Here is a 15395-nt window from a genome sequence, read left to right as displayed (position 1 = left end):
CTGAACTGGGACTGTGGTTTGTACTGTCCATTCCCGCGTTAACAGCTGGTTTCGTTCTGTCTGGATTCTTCAAGGGTTTGGGAGTACCTGCCATAGGCGTTGGCTTGGAATCCGGGCTCCCAGCGCTGCTGGCATCACTGGCCGTTTTACTCCTTCAGCAAGTATTCTCATACGAGAACGAAATCGTCATTGGGGTGGCATACTGTGTGTCCGCATGGTCGGTCATTGGTGTTGGGCTTGCGTATCTGGTCATTGACTCGAGCCGCACACACTGGAAATTTTCGGTGGCAGATATACTGGAGCAATTGAACGGGTTCTATGCGCGCGTAAAGTCATTCCACCTGATACTGATCGGCAACTTTTTCCACGCAAATGCATATGTTCTTATAGTATCCATTCAGCTTGGAGCCGATGATGCGGGGATGCTTAGAGTGGTCGAGAGGCTGGCAATGCTAATAAGTTTTCCGCTAACAGTGGTGAATGCAATTTGCGCACGTTTTTTTGCTCTGAGTTACAATGACGGCGATTACTACGAATTGAAAAGAGAGTATCGTAAATCAGCTCTCACATCTTTCTCTCTCGGTTTGCCGGTCTTCCTTGTCGTTGTCGGCTTTTCGGGGACTATCTTGCGTGGCTTTGAGATTGATCCCATTCGAGGCGGGGCTCTGCTTTTATTGCTGGCAATGGGCCACATGGTCAACATTCTGACCGGTTCCATTGCCGTTCTGTTGAATATGACAGGTTATGAAAAGTTGGTAAGGAATGTCACTCTCCTGAACTCGCTAGTTTCATTACCCACTCTGTGGGTGATGGCAACGATTGGTGCTTATAACGTGGCATTTGCGCTCACCGTATTTCTAGTCGCTCAGAATGCACTGCTCGTTTTTTATGGATTTAAGTACATTATCGGGAATCGTGGATTACGGTGACGCTTTTCGCCGTGTCGTCTTGGAGTTGGTTCGTTGAAAAATGGAGTCTTATATATCGCAGGCTACGGTCGTAGTGGCTCATCTGTTCTGTCAAGGATGTTGGGGTGCGCGCCTGGACTTATTTCAATTGGCGAGTTCTGGAGAATCCGCGGCGAGATTGAAAAAGATCGCCTGTGCAGCTGCGGAAGTCGCATTGTCGACTGCGAGTTTTGGTCTGGTGCGCTATTCGATCAAGATGGTGTGACTATGAAAACCGAGATCGAAATAATACGAACGTTAGCCAATGGGCCGGGTGTTATCTGTGTAATTGATTCAACAAAAACCGCGTACACAAGTTGTGTTAAGCCGCTGGTTTATTTGAAGAATGACTTTGAGATTGGCATTCTTCACTTGACGAGGTCTCTTGATGCGGTTGTAGAGTCAGACAGGAAGGGTCGTAATCGTGACCTGGAGGAAGGTGTCAAACGAGTCCGGAAATTCGAATATCTCCGGACAGCTATCGGTTGGCTTTTCGCCAATGCGGCCGCCCGGACCTATGGCTTGTTCTATCCTGACAGGTATTTATGTGTCCAGTACGAGGACCTCATCGAGAGACCGGACGAAGTTCTGCGAGACATAGGAGACTTTTTGCATGTCGATCTGGGCGATGTGGGTGCCTATTTTGAAGCGGGCAACAGTTTTTGTTCAGGTCACGAGATAGCCGGAAACCGGACCCTGAGGTCTGGGGGCGGGGTCTTGAGGCGAAGTCGCCGGAGCCAATAGGAATGGTAATGGCGCGGCGGTATCCTCTATTGCTTTTGATGTCGCTTGGGGTAGCACTATCTCCGATCTATCTATTTGAATCTGGTGGCCTTCAGTTTGCGCACTATGCGATGGCCGTTTTTATTCTTCTGTGTTCAGTCACCTATCGCTTTTCACCTTTATCCAGGTCAGATCTTTTTTTCCTGCTGTATGTGGCCTATGTCTGGCTAAGGGAGCTGGCAGCGCTTGTCTCGGGAGCGCCTCTGGTCACTATGATGGTGCCTCTTCATCTTACTTTCGTGTTCTTCCTCTATTTTTATAGCCGAAGACATTTATATAGTCAGAGCGATTTGGTTGCTGTCGGGCACGCTATATCAGTTGCCTGCTCTGTAGCTTTTCTCGGAGTGATCTTGACTGGCTTTTCATTGCAGTCGGGCGCAGCCCCGGTCAGAGCTATGGGAACATTTAACAACCCCAACCAGTTAGGATATTTCGCCGTTTGTAGCGGAACTATAGTTTGCTTTCTGTATAACTTGAAAGCTCTACGTCCTGTGCAGTTTTTCCTTGTCCTCATGATTTCGATATTCCTGTCGCTGACATCGTTATCAAAGGCGTCTATGGTGAGTATGGGGTTTCTGCTGCTTGCTCAATCGGGCTATCTTCTTTTTTCCCACGCCTCGCGTGAAGCGCGCCTGGTCAAGCTACTGTCCTGTCTATTGTTTGTGGTAGCCGTCTCATCGATTGCTTTGATGTTCGAGCTATGGCGTGTGTTTATGGTAGTAGACGGCCTTCCTTTTGTTGACAGATTGGTAAATTTCGCCAGCGAAAACGACTCTAGTTTTACTGTCAGAGGGTACGGAATTATTGCTTCGGCCTCGCTTGTTGAGCTTGTGTTTGGCATGTCGTCCTATAGCGCTGCGTTGCGTCACGGCGGCCACGAGGTCCACAGTACCTTGATGTCTCAGCTCACCTACTACGGTCTGTGCGGCTCTGGATTCTTGCTCTATTTTTTCTGGCGGTGGTTTCGTACAGTTCTTGTCAGTCATGGGTGGCTGGCGATGTGCCTTGTTTGTGGTCCAGTAATGCTTTTTGGAGTTACCCACAACGGGATAAGGTTCTTGTTATTCTGGATCCTCATTTCCATATCAATGTCCAAGGCTGCAGGGGGCAGTAAATAAACGATGAACATCGGACTTATTGGCACAGTGGGAGTGCCTGCTTGCTACGGTGGCTTCGAGACACTTGCCGAGAATCTGGTTCGCTACAGCACCAGGAATAACCTCCCTCACAGATTGACTGTCTATTGCAGCGCGGCAGCTTATGAAAAAAGACCCGCTTTTTTCGAGGGGGCGCGTCTTCAGTATGTCTGGCTCGGAGCCAACGGATGGCAGAGTATGATCTATGATGCGGTTTGTCTGTTGGATGGTTGTCTGCGACGGCACGATGTAGTCGTGCTTTTGGGTGTGTCCGGAGCGCTATTTCTACCGATAGTCCGACTAATTTCGCGAGCACGTATCATCACCAATGTCGACGGCATAGAGTGGCGAAGAGGAAAGTGGAGTCGACTGGCCAGGTTGGTTTTAAGGTTATCTGAAAGGTGTGCGGTTCGGTGGTCCCATGCAATTGTGGCGGACAACCAGGCAATCTCAGAGTACATTAGGTTGAGCTATGGAAAGGACTGTCAGGTTATTGCGTACGGTGGAGATCATGCTCTGGACGCAGCCCCTGGTTCTCGTTTGGTGGTTGACCTCCCGGCCAATTATGCTCTTGCCCTGTGCAGAATCGAGCCTGAAAATAATGTTGCGATGATCCTTGAAGGGTTTTCCCGTGTGCCCCATAGGATTCTCGTCTTTGTAGGTAACTGGCAGGCAAGTGATTACGGTAAAAACCTGCGTGAAAAATATGATGGCTACTCCCATATTTTTATGTGTGATCCTGTTTATGACGTTAGGCAGCTTCGCGAGATACGTGAAAGGGCCTGGCTATACGTTCACGGCCACTCCGCCGGCGGAACCAATCCATCGCTCGTAGAAATGATGCATTTTGGCATCCCGGTCCTCGCACATGGGTGTGATTTCAATCGATATACAACAGAGTGCTCGGCGCTCTACTTTAATAGTGCGTATGAGTTATGTGATGCGGTTGAAACTCTCAGCCCAAATGAAGCTCGCATGGTCGGCAAGAAAATGCGTGATATAGCGGTTTGCAGATATACCTGGGCTGAAGTCGGGCACTCTTATTTTTCCTTGATCGAGAACGGTTGAGGCACTGTGTTTCGCTTTGAATACATTGGCCAGTCGCCGGAGCGCCGTTGAGTAGGGGTAAGCTGTGCGGAGCGCGCCTGTCAGTATCCTGACGGTATCTGTGGCGGGTCTTTTGCCTCGCTCGATCGTTCGCCCAGTTTTAAAGCAATCGTCAGAAGTGACGTTATTGCGAGGGGCATGATGTAGGTTAATGATCTTGCGAGTCCGGTATGATCAACCGCCGCCTCGGGGGACACAATGATGAAGTAGCCTGCGATTACCCCAGCACCACACAGTACCCCCAGAATTTTGGTGCTCCACAAAAGTTGCCATTCGCGATAGAAAATGGTGACACCGATGGCGAAAGCCCACAGAAACGTTGCAAGATGCCAGTTGCCGAACTGCAGCACCGCTTCAGAGAATGGCGTGGGGTGCCAGGCCGGTCCAAAGGTAAATCGCATGAGTCCGGTAATGCGAAATTCCTCGGAAGTGACTATCAGGCGATGGTTACCTGGGAGAGGTAGCTGGAGGCCCGGGTGTCCCAGAATGGTATATCCAAGAACTCCTATTGCGATGGCGAGCGCAACGGCCATCACGATTCTGACCGGCCTGGGTGCGCGCAGGCTCGTCTCAATTACCAGGAGTGCTGATAGCACGACAGCGAAACCAGCACCCGCACGTTTGGCCTGGAAGCAGGCAGCGGTCATTAGCACAGCCACAATCAGTGTAAGGTGTCGTGGGTTGCGCCTGAAGTCAGCCAAGGCCAGAACACCCACTGTAAACGCCAGCGCGAGCCAGATATCTGCGTAGCCGGCCAGTGTAACGTGGATGTTCAAGTACGGCATGCTGAGGACCAGGTAGGCTCCAACAGCAGAAGTTATGCTGGAGGACTGCTCTCTCAGATGGCCGTAAACTGTGGCCGCCAGCGCCAAATACGCGAGCAGCCACGGAAGGTGCAGGAAGGGCTGGTGGGTGGTGTCACTGGCCAGCATCATCCACAGCAGAGCGATAGTCGAAATTTCGCCATAATTTCCAATGGTTCCCATTGGCGCTTCTAATGAGCGATTGGCGAAGAACTGGATAACCTTGGGTTCCCAGCCTCGCCAGGCGTCCCAGGGAAATGTCGGGCGGAGAAACAGTTCCTGCGCTACGGCATACAGGTGAGTGCCCATGCCCAAGCAGAGCAGCGCGAGAATTGCACGTTGCCAACTGGCGGTAGGGCTGTGCGGCAGATCTGCCGGCCGCGGGACAGTAGCTCTGACAGAAATCTTCCGGTGCAGGATTCCAAGGGATGTCAGGGCTGTGAGCAAGATCAAGGTGCCGGCCATGGTTCGGAGGTTCAGTGTCCAGCCACTTGCATCCCATGCTTTTGTGAGCCACACAACAGCGAGAATGCCCAGAATATAACCTTGCCCCAGATACAGCCAAACCGAACGACCTGGTCCCGAGAGCGATCTAGCCACCACTGATCCAAACAGCCAGGGCAGGAGAATAGCGACGATCGCGTTTGCAGCGCTGGTCATGGCTCGTCCCACTCTTTTGCTCTGTTGGTAGCATAGATCGCTACCGGCCCCTTGGTCCCAATGATTCGCCAGTTTCCAGTATGTTTTCCTGTTAAAGCTTCCTGCAGCTCGTCAAGGGTATCGGGATCTGTTCCCGGAGCTGACAGCACGACTACGCGGTCGAAATTTTCGGCCGCGCGTTCCAGCCAAAGTCGGCTGATGGGACGAATCGTGCTCGCCTTGAGCTCTGGCAGCAGGTGGAAACGCATTCTTTGCGCCAGTGCAAGGTGACTCTCCTCGTGGAGGATGATCAACTCGTCGGCTGAGCTATCCCAACTGTCTTTGATCCAACTGCTTGCCGCGTAATATTCCCCATCCCAGTCCGCCAGCTTCTTCTCGTGCAAGGTCTTGCCCGCGAACAGGTAGCGGGTCTCGGCGTTCTGTCGGAACAGCTGCTGCAGCCAGAGGGCGTCCAGCGCAGCCCAGGCGATTCCAATGGCAATAGCTGCCGGTAGCCAGGCGCGGGAAGGTCGGCTGCGCTCACGGAAGGCCATTCGCCACAGCACAATGATGACAATGCCGGTGGCCAGCCAGGCAGCGATCATGGGCACAGGAAAGACCAGTGCACCCACCGGCACTCCCCGGTAGACATTGATTGAGCTCTGGGTCCAGGGCGTGAATGCGGTCCACTCGGTCCACACCGTTTGTAGCAGCCCACGGTAACTGTAGGGCTCCAGCGCCACGCTGTGCAGAGTTACTGCCTCTCCGCGTAAATCACCGAACAGCCCCACCGCCAGCTCGGTTATCGTTCCCTTCCACTCATCATGGCGCAGCAGGTTGTGCAGATACGGCCCCGCACCCGCGTGGTCGAGCTCCGCGAAGTGGTTTTCTCCGGGAGCGTCTGCTCTCTGCCAGAACAGCATGACTCGCAGAGCGGGATTGCGACCTTCCATGTGGAGGCGTAGAAAGGGCAACTGGTCGGCTCGCAGCTGGCGCCTGTGCACCAGCACAGCGTGGTCTTCGGTGGGGGCTTTGGCCAGTTTGCTGACTACGGCGGCTTCACCCGCAGTGCCGGCGTCACCGAACACTACGGGCTGGAAGCGTTTGCCCGGGATGACAATGGCGTCTGCCCGGTCGCCTGTGATAGAGGGCTCGAACTCCGGGTGCAACACGGGCACCAACAGGCTGTAGCCCGTCACCAGCAATGCCGCGCCGAGCGCAAGTGCCGCCACGGCCAGTACCAGCGCCCTCAGGAACTCCCGGTTACTGATGGCAGCGCTCATGCCAACTCTATTGCCAGCTCCAGCGCCGCCCGCAAGCTGCCGTCACTGGCCTTGCCGGTGCCCGCCAGGTCCAGCGCTGTGCCGTGGTCCACGCTGGTGCGCACGATCGGCAGCCCCAGGGTGATATTCACCGCGTTGCCGAAGCCCGCGTACTTCAGCACCGGCAGGCCCTGGTCGTGGAACATGGCCAGGTAGGCGTCGGCCTGCTCCAGCAGCTTGGGACTAAAGGCAGTATCCGCCGGCAGCGGCCCCAACAGGTTCATGCCTTCACCTCGCAGTCTGTCCAGCACGGGGCTGATGACCTCGATTTCCTCCCGCCCGAGATGTCCGCCCTCGCCGGCGTGGGGATTCAGGCCCAGCACAGCGATGCAGGGCCTGGCGATGCCGAACTTGCGCACCAGGTCGGCGTGCAGGATCTGCAGCGTGGCTGTTAGTGATTCCGCAGTAATGGCCGCCGGAACCTGCGCCAGTGGCAGGTGAGTGGTGGCCAGCGCAACCCGCAGCTGGCCGGCGGCAAGCAGCATCACTACCTTCGCTGTGCCGGTTTTCTCCGCCAGGAACTCGGTGTGGCCGCTAAAGGGGATGCCCGCATCGTTGATCACGGATTTTTGCACCGGGGCAGTGACCATGGCCTGGAAATAGCCGCGCCGGCAGCCGTCTACGGCGCTCTGCAGGGCCTCGACGACATAGGGCGCGTTGGCTGTGTCCAGGACACCGGGCTCTACTCCCGCGGCCAGGCGCGGCGCCCTTGATTCACCGCCGTTGGGCAGGATGCCAACAGTGCCGGGGGGCAGGGAGTGTGGCGTAGCTGTGAGGTCAATCACCCGCAGCTGGAGCGGCAGGCCCAGTTGCCTGGCCCGGTCCCGCAGCAAGTCCGGGTCGGCAATTACCAGTAATTCGGCGGCCCAGCTGTCCTGGGCGATCATGGCGACGATATCGGGGCCGATCCCCGCCGGCTCGCCCGCGGTTATGGCGATCCTCGGCACCGTCATCCCGGTTTACTTGATATCGACGTAGGCTTCGTCGCGAATCTTGCGCAGCCAGGCGTCCAGTTCTTCTTCGTACTTGCGCTGGTGCAGGGCCTCGGTGGCCCGCGCGCGAATGGCCTCGCGGGTCATGTCCTGCTCGCGCCTGTCCACCACTTCGAGAACGTGCCAGCCGAACTGGCTCTGCACCGGGTCAGACAGCTCACCGACCGGCGTGCTGGCCATGGCCGCCTCGAACTCGGGAACCATCTGGCCGGGGTTGGTCCAGCCGAGATCCCCGCCCTCGGCTGCGGAGCCGATATCCTCGGAGTATTCCCGGGCCAGGGCAGCGAAGTCCTCGCCAGCTTCGGCGCGCTCTTTCAGGCTGGCGACGAGAGCGCGCGCCTGCTCACTGGTCATGATCTCCGAAGGCCGTACCAGGATGTGGCGTACCCGGGTCTGGTTCACCATCTGGTTGCCCCCCTGCATTTCCGCCAGGTGCACGAGGTGCCACCCTGAAGGGCTGCGGATGGGATCCGATGTGGCGCCCTCCTCCAGGCCGGGGGCGATATCGCTGAACAGGCTGGGCAGGTCTTCCAGTTTGCGCCAGCCGAGGTCACCACCGGAAAACTGGTAGCGGTCAGTACTGGTGGAAATAACGCGGTCGAAGGCTTCGCCACCGCGGATGCGCCGCAGCAGACCCTGCAGGTAGGAGCGGGCGGCTTCGGCCTCGCTGTCGGGGACGTCGGGTGAGAGCGGCAGCAGGGCGTGCTGGATGCGATACTCGGGCTGGCTGAGTTTCTGCCCTTCGGAGGAGGCCAGGAAGTTGCGCACCTCCTGCTCGGAAATCTGGATGCGCTGGTTGACGTTGCCGGACTGGACTCTCTGGATCACCATTTCGCGGCGAATCTGCTCGCGCATGGTCGCATAGGACTGGCCTTCCCGCTCCAGCATGACCCGGAACTGGTCCAGGCTCATGCGGTTCTGGGCGGCGATACGCTCCATGGCGGCATTGAGCTGCGCGTCACTGATGCGGGCGCCGACCCGGTTGCCCATCTGCAGCTGGATGCTCTCCAGGATCAGCCGGTCCAGGGTTTCGCGGATCAGCACGTCCTCGGCGGGCAGGTCCATGCCGCGGGATTGCAGGGTCTGGGTGATGCTCTGGATCCTCTCCCGCAGTTCGCTGGCCATGATGACGTCGTCATCGACGATTGCCACCACCTGGTCCAGCATTTGGGTCTGGGCTTGCGCGGACGCCCCCAGCAGCAAAGAGGTGGCGAGGCCAGCGGCCAGCAGTACGGATTTAATAGTCACGATCGTCGAAACCTCGAATCATGTTTTCAAGCAGGTCGGTAACCCGGTTACCAAAGCCGCCCATACCTTTCAGAACGACTTGGACCTGTGTGGAGTACTCCCGTTCCAGATCAGGGTCGGAGAAATCGGTATCCTCGCCGAGAACGGTGTCAATGTAGCGCAGATGCAAGAGGCGAACACGCCAGCAGCAGCTATCGTATTCGATTCCGAACATATCTTCCACGCTGGTACTGCCCTCAATACTGAAGTTGAGCGCGGCAAATACGCTCCAGCGCTCGTTTACCGGGTAGTAGGCCGACAGGTGCGCCTGTTCGGTTACCGTGTCCCGGTCTACCAGGGTTACCGGGCGGCGGTAGGAGTAGCCCACATTGAACACCGAGCGATCCTCGCGCTGGTAGCTGGCGTGCAGGCTGCCAGCGTTCATGTTGCCGCTCTCCGGGTCCCACACAAGGCTGTTGCGCAGGCTCAGTCGCTGGTTGGGGAAGAAATTGACGTCCGCGGCCATCTCCGAGCTCGACTGGTCGAGCACCGCATCTCTCGGGTCCAGGCGAACGCGCCGGTCACGCAGGTAAAAAATCTGGCCGATACTCGCGTTCAGGTATTCACGCCCGTCGTCATCGCTGATGTAGCGGGTGGTCAGGCCCAGCGACACCTGGTTGGCATCGTCGAGGCGGTCGCGGCCTGAAAATCGCGTTTCCCGGAACAGCTGGTTGTAGCTGAAGGTCAGCTCGGCGCTGTCGAAGTCGGGCTGCGTGGACTGGTCGTCGTATTCACTGACCAGGTAGTAGACCCTGGGCTCAAGGGTCTGCAGCAGGTTCCTGCCCGCCAGCTTGGTGGGGCGCTCGAAGTACAGGCCGCCGTCGAGGCTGAGCAAGCCCGATCCCGCCGATGGGCTGTCGCTGAACAGCGGTTCGGTGGAGTTCAGCTCATATTCCAGGTAGCGATACTTGGCGGTGGGCTTGAGGAAGCCGTATTGCCACAGCAGCGGCAGGGTGGCGCCGCCTTCCATGTACAGGCGCTGCCCGGTGACGCTCTCTGAATCCGAATCGAAATAGGAGTACTGGGCGAGAAAGATCGGGTCGACCTTGAAGGGCGTATTGTCGCCGCGGAAGCTCGCGCTGATCTGCGGCAGTTTTTGGTAGTCTTCGTCGATATCGTCGGCCAGGGTCTGGAACTGCTGGAGTTCGACGCCGAGCAGCCAGTCCTCCCCCAGGTAATCCACGGAGCCCAGCTGCAGCAGGTTGGTTTTGCGCCTGGTATCCAGGCTGGATGTATTAAGGTCCTTGAAATAGTCGACATCGCTGACCTTGCTGTAATCCACCCGCGAGCGCCAGCGCTGCTCGAACAGGCCGTTGTGCTTGACGTTGGCCAGCCAGCGGTTGGTATCGCCCTGTTCCCCTTCATTTTGCAGCTGGTCATCGCTGGGCATGTAGGCTCCACCCAGGGACCAGAAGCCGGTGTTGCGGTTGATGTAGCGGCCCTCGAGCTCATGGTTCAGACCGCGGTCCTGGATCAGGCGCGGGGTGTACATGAGGTCGTAGTTGGGGGCCAGATTGAAGTAGATCGGTACTGCCACGTCCAGCCCGCCGCTGGAGTCGGAGCTGATATCGGGCCAAAGCAGGCCGGTGTGTCGGCGATCATCCAGCGGAAAGCGAACCCAGGGGACGTAGAGCACCGGAAATCCACCCAGGTCCAGCTTGGCCCCTGTTGCAGTGCCCAGCCCCTCCTCCAGGTCCAGCTTGATGCTGTCGGCGCGGATGGCCCACTCTTCATCGTCGGGAGCGCAGAAGGACATCCTGCCATCCTCGATGAACAGCAGGCCATTACTGTCCCGCCGCAGCTGCACCGCGCTGCCATGCACGTGCTGCTGGTGGAGAACAAATTCGCTGTCGCGGATGCGCGCTTCCCCGGTGTCGGCGGAGTACTGCGCTTCCTGGCCCCGCAACAGCAGTCCCGGTTCGCGCAGGGTGATGCCGCCGGATACGGTGCCCTCGCGCTCGGCGCGGTCGAAGTAACCATCTTCACCCCGGAGCTGACGATACCCCTGGTCAACCGTCACTCCACCCCGCAGGTAGACATCATCGCCCACCAATTCGGACTCGCTGGCGCGGGCGCGGATGTCTGAGGTCTCGGGGGTGGCGGTAAGGTCTGACTCGGCGAGCGGGTCCATGTAGCGCCCGCCACAGCTGCGGCATTGCTTGTCGCGCAGGGCCTCAGGCAGGGATTGCAGCGGCACCCAATCCAGCCCGGCGGTGTCGTTTGCCACGGCAGACCTTGCGGCCAGCACCGGCAGGGCCAGGCTCAGGGCAACGGCCAGGAGGCGCACTCTGGGTTTGGCGGGGCTGTGCGGGGGCGGATTCATCAGGGCAAGATGCATTTTCTGGTATAACACGGGATGATAATGCATCGCCCCGGGCTTGTCCGGGACTTTTTTGCCACAGGAGCCCCCTTGTCGACTGCTTCGCCTCATCTGCTGCCCTGGGCCCTGGCCGCCCTTGAACTACCCGGGGCCACCCCGGCAACGCTGTTGCCCGTGGCCGGCGACGCCAGTAACCGTCGCTATTTTCGCCTGCAGTGGCCGGGCCGGACTGCGATTGCAGTGGAGGCGCCTCCGGCGACCGAGAAAAACCGCGAATTCCTGGCGCTGCGCCAGTTGCTGGGTCGCGCCGGGGTGCGCGTACCGGACCTGCTGGCGGCGGACCTGGCGCAGGGGTTCATGTTGCTGGAGGACCTGGGGGACCAGCTGTTGCTGGGTCAGCTGGCGGAATCTACCGCAGATAACTGCTACGGAGGGGCGCTTGCCGTGTTGCGGCAGCTGGCGGCGATCGAGCCCGGGACGCTGGCGTCCCTGCCGGTGTACGACCGCGCCCTGCTGGCGGAAGAGTTCAGCCGCTTTCCCGCCTGGTTCCTGCAGCAGCTGCTGGGACTGGAGCTTGCTGACGCCGAATGCCACCTGCTGGCAGAGCTGGACGGCCTGTTGATCGGCAGTGCGTTGGCGCAGCCGCAGGTGCTGGTGCATCGGGATTTCCACAGTCGGAATCTGATGTGCCTGGCCGACGGCGAGCTGGCGGTAATTGACTTCCAGGACGCCGTGGTGGGGCCGGTCACCTATGATCCGGTGTCGCTGCTGAAAGACTGCTACGTGCGCTGGCCGCGGACGCGGGTGACGACCTGGGCGCTGGGCCACCGGGACGCCCTGGTCAGCCAGGGCTTGTTGCCTGCGGTGGATGACGCCACGTTTCTGCGCTGGCTGGACTGGATGGGTTTGCAGAGGCACCTGAAGGTGCTGGGCACCTTCGCCCGCCTCTACCTGCGAGACGGCAAGTCCGCCTACCTGCGGGATCTGCCGCTGGTCATCGCCTACATTCGCGAAGTGTTGGCTGCGCACGCCGGTGAGACCAGCGTGCTGGACGAATTCCGGGACTGGTTCGAACACACGGTGTTGACTGCGGTTGCTCGGCAGCCCTGGAGCAAGTCGCTGTGAAAGTGATGATCCTGGCGGCGGGGGTCGGGGAGCGCATGCGCCCTTTGACCGCACACACGCCCAAGCCCCTGCTGGAGGTCGGTGGCCGGCCGCTGATCGCCTGGCACATTGAGGCCCTGGCTGCCCTGGGCCTGGATGAGTTGGTGATCAACGTGTCCCACCTGGCTGCGCAGATCATTGACTGGTGCGGGGACGGCAGCCGCTGGGGGGTCCGCATTCGCTATTCCGCCGAACCCGAGCCGCTGGAAACTGCCGGCGGCATCCACCGCGCCCTGCCACTGCTGGGAGAGGCACCGTTCCTGGTAGTCAACGGCGATGTCTGGACCAGCTTCCCCCTGCAACGCCTGCTGGCCCGGCGCGACCTGCCCGCGGGGGCCGCACACCTGGTGCTGGTCGACAATCCGCCGCAGCACCCGGACGGCGACTTCTGCGTCTCAGACGAAGGTCTTGTCCGCGCCCGGCCGCCGGGGAAGCCCGGGCTGACCTATGCAGGTGTCGGCGTCTACACGGCGGGGTTCTTTGCCGACATGGCACCCGGCAAGTTGCCTCTGCGGCCGCTGTTGGATGTGGCTATCGCCCGGGGCAGGGTCTCGGGAGAACACTTCCGCGGTGCCTGGACCGATGTCGGCACGCCGCAGCGGCTGCGGGAGCTGGACGCCCGTCTGCTCCGTGTAAATGCCGGATCCGAGGATGATCTGACCTCCCATAGCCGCTAGAATGAGCGCCTGTTCATTTGCCGGAGTTTTCCCGTGACCGATTACCTCATCGCCCCGTCTATCCTGTCGGCAGATTTCGCACGCCTTGGCGAGGAGGTCGACCAGGTGCTGGCGGCGGGTGCGGATGTGGTGCACTTCGATGTCATGGATAATCACTATGTCCCCAACCTCACCATCGGGCCGATGGTCTGCAAGGCGCTGCGCAAGCATGGCGTGACCGCTCCTGTCGATGTGCACCTGATGGTCTCTCCGGTGGACCGCCTGATCGGCGACTTCGCCGAGGCCGGGGCCAGCTGGATCACCTTCCACCCCGATGCCACGATCCACGTCGACCGCTCCCTGCAGATGATTCGCGATGCCGGCTGCAAGAGCGGCCTGGTGTTCAACCCCCATGTCGGCCTGGACGTGCTCAAGTACGTGATGGACAAGGTGGATGTGGTGCTGCTGATGTCGGTCAACCCCGGATTCGGCGGCCAGTCCTTCATCCCCTCCACCCTGGACAAGCTGCGCGAGGCCAGGGCCCTGATCGATGCCTCCGGCTATCCCATCCGGCTGGAGGTCGACGGCGGCGTGTCGGCGAAAAATATCGGTGCGGTCGCGGCCGCGGGTGCCGATACCTTTGTCGCCGGCTCCGCGATCTTCAACCAGCCCGACTACGCCGCGGTGATTGCCGAGATGCGCGCGACGCTGGCGCAGGTGGGCGGCAGCTGATGAATCCTGAGCAGTTTGCCGCTCTCGCGGCCGAGGGCTACAACCGCATTCCGGTCAGCATGGAGGTGCTTGCCGACCTGGAAACCCCCATAAGTGCATACCGCAAGCTGGCGGAAGGCCCCTTTTCCTATTTCTTCGAATCCGTGCAGGGTGGTGAAAAATGGGGTCGCTACTCGATCATCGGCCTGCCCTGCCGCACCCTGTTGCGGGTCACCGACTACCGGGTGGATATCCTGGTCGATGACGAGGTCAACGAGTCCCACGAGGTAGAGGACCCGCTGACCTTCGTGGAGGAGTACCAGCAGCGCTACCGGGTGGCCCCGCAGGCAGACCTGCCCGTATTCCACGGCGGTCTGGTGGGCTATTTCGGTTACGACAGTGTGCGTTACGTCGAGCCCAGGCTGAAGGGGAAGGCGCCTCCTGACGAGTTGGGCAATCCGGATGTGCTGCTGATGCTGTCGGAAGAGGTGCTGGTGTTCGACAACCTGTCGGGCACCATCCGTATCATCGTCAACGCCGACCCGTCCCAGCCGGAAGCCCTGGCGCGCTCCCGGGCACGCTTGCGGGTGCTGGCGGAGAAATTGCGTGAACCTATGCCCCCGCTGCCGGACGTGGCCCTGCACGGTGCCGCTTCAGATACTCTGGAAAGCAGCGCCAGTTCCCACTTCGACGAGTCCAGGTTTGCCGACATGGTGAACCGCATCAAGGACTATGTACTGGCGGGGGACGTCATGCAGGTGGTGCCCTCCCAGCGCCTCGCGGTGCCCTTTACCGCGCCACCGCTGAACCTGTACCGTGCCCTGCGCAATCTCAATCCCTCGCCCTACATGTATTACCTGGACCTGGGTGATTTCCACATTGTTGGCTCTTCGCCGGAAATCCTCGCCCGCCTGCAGCAGGGTGAGGTCACGGTGCGGCCGCTGGCGGGCACGCGTCGCCGCGGCCACACCGAGGCCGAGGACCTGGCACTGGAGGCGGAATTGCTGGCGGATCCGAAGGAGATCGCCGAGCACCTGATGCTGATCGACCTGGGTCGCAACGACATCGGTCGCATTGCCACTACCGGTACGGTGCAGGTTTCCGACCAGATGGCTGTGGAGCGCTACTCTCATGTCATGCACATCGTGTCCAATGTCTGCGGCCAGCTGCGGCCCGGCAAGTCCGCCATGGATGTCCTGCGGGCGACCCTGCCGGCGGGCACTCTGAGCGGTGCCCCCAAGATTCGCGCGATGGAGATCATCGACGAGCTGGAGCCGGTGAAGCGCGGCGTTTACGGCGGCGCTGTGGGCTACATTTCCTGGGCGGGGGAAATGGACACCGCTATCGCCATCCGCACCGCGGTGATCAAGGGCGGCAAGCTCTACGTGCAGGTGGGGGCCGGGGTAGTTGCCGATTCCGTGCCGCGACTGGAGTGGAAGGAAACGCACAACAAGGCCCGCGCCATGTTCCGCGCGGCCTCCATGGTGCTGGCGGGGCTGGAACAGGCATGAGCCTGGATGCTCCTCGC

At 59.6% G+C, this 15395-nt stretch carries 12 protein-coding genes; 7 read left to right on the top strand and 5 right to left on the bottom strand.

From position 1 onward, the window contains the following. The 3 genes from RJQ10_RS17080 to RJQ10_RS17070 all read left to right on the top strand — a co-directional run. On the top strand, positions 1–929 hold a 929-nt coding region (locus RJQ10_RS17080; protein WP_350148589.1), incomplete at its 5' end, for a lipopolysaccharide biosynthesis protein. A gap of 764 nt (positions 930–1693) precedes the next feature. Then, the gene (locus RJQ10_RS17075; protein WP_350148588.1) at positions 1694–2848 is read left to right on the top strand and encodes a hypothetical protein; all 1155 of its coding nucleotides are present in this window, start codon (positions 1694–1696) and stop codon (positions 2846–2848) included. A 3-nt stretch (positions 2849–2851) separates the two neighbouring features. Further along, positions 2852–3934 carry a DUF1972 domain-containing protein gene (locus tag RJQ10_RS17070; RefSeq protein WP_350148587.1) on the top strand — a complete coding sequence of 361 codons (1083 nt, stop codon included), beginning with the start codon at positions 2852–2854 and terminating at the stop codon, positions 3932–3934. An 80-nt stretch (positions 3935–4014) separates the two neighbouring features. Here RJQ10_RS17070 and RJQ10_RS17065 read toward each other — a convergent pair whose 3' ends face one another. The 5 genes from RJQ10_RS17065 to RJQ10_RS17045 are packed head-to-tail and all read right to left on the bottom strand — an operon-like array spanning position 4015 to position 11339. Beyond that, on the bottom strand, positions 4015–5436 hold the full coding sequence (locus RJQ10_RS17065; RefSeq protein WP_350148586.1) for a hypothetical protein: 1422 nt from the start codon (positions 5434–5436) through the stop codon (positions 4015–4017). Further along, positions 5433–6698: a hypothetical protein gene (locus RJQ10_RS17060; protein WP_350148585.1), complete on the bottom strand. Its 1266-nt coding sequence runs from the start codon at positions 6696–6698 to the stop codon at positions 5433–5435. Before RJQ10_RS17060 ends, RJQ10_RS17065 begins: the two co-directional genes overlap by 4 nt. Next, positions 6695–7690: a 4-hydroxythreonine-4-phosphate dehydrogenase PdxA gene (pdxA, locus tag RJQ10_RS17055; protein WP_350148584.1), complete on the bottom strand. Its 996-nt coding sequence runs from the start codon at positions 7688–7690 to the stop codon at positions 6695–6697. Before pdxA ends, RJQ10_RS17060 begins: the two co-directional genes overlap by 4 nt. A 6-nt stretch (positions 7691–7696) precedes the next feature. Further along, positions 7697–8977 carry a peptidylprolyl isomerase gene (locus tag RJQ10_RS17050; protein ID WP_350148583.1) on the bottom strand — a complete coding sequence of 427 codons (1281 nt, stop codon included), beginning with the start codon at positions 8975–8977 and terminating at the stop codon, positions 7697–7699. Then, positions 8967–11339, bottom strand: a complete 2373-nt coding sequence (locus RJQ10_RS17045; protein WP_350148582.1) for an LPS-assembly protein LptD — start codon at positions 11337–11339, stop codon at positions 8967–8969. The genes RJQ10_RS17050 and RJQ10_RS17045 overlap by 11 nt, the downstream gene beginning before the upstream one ends. A gap of 87 nt (positions 11340–11426) precedes the next feature. On the opposite strand from RJQ10_RS17045, the gene RJQ10_RS17040 reads away from it, so the two are divergent. Genes RJQ10_RS17040 through trpE form a run of 4 tightly spaced genes read left to right on the top strand, consistent with a single transcriptional unit; the run spans position 11427 to position 15378 of the window. Beyond that, on the top strand, positions 11427–12461 hold the full coding sequence (locus tag RJQ10_RS17040) for an aminoglycoside phosphotransferase family protein (RefSeq protein WP_350148581.1): 1035 nt from the start codon (positions 11427–11429) through the stop codon (positions 12459–12461). Positions 12462–12466: 5 nt separating this feature from the next. Further along, on the top strand, positions 12467–13177 hold the full coding sequence (murU, locus tag RJQ10_RS17035; protein WP_502880253.1) for an N-acetylmuramate alpha-1-phosphate uridylyltransferase MurU: 711 nt from the start codon (positions 12467–12469) through the stop codon (positions 13175–13177). Positions 13178–13210: 33 nt separating this feature from the next. Further along, a complete protein-coding gene (rpe, locus tag RJQ10_RS17030) occupies positions 13211–13888 on the top strand; it encodes a ribulose-phosphate 3-epimerase (protein ID WP_350148579.1) in 678 nt (225 codons plus the stop codon). After that, entirely contained in the window at positions 13888–15378 is a 1491-nt protein-coding gene (gene trpE, locus RJQ10_RS17025) for an anthranilate synthase component I (RefSeq protein WP_350148578.1), read from the top strand. The genes rpe and trpE overlap by 1 nt, the downstream gene beginning before the upstream one ends. The last annotated feature ends 17 nt before the right edge of the window (positions 15379–15395 follow it).

Origin of the sequence: Haliea sp. (assembly GCF_040222615.1) — a bacterium.
Classification (GTDB): Bacteria; Pseudomonadota; Gammaproteobacteria; order Pseudomonadales; family Halieaceae; genus Haliea.
This window is presented reverse-complemented; position numbering and strand designations above follow the sequence as displayed.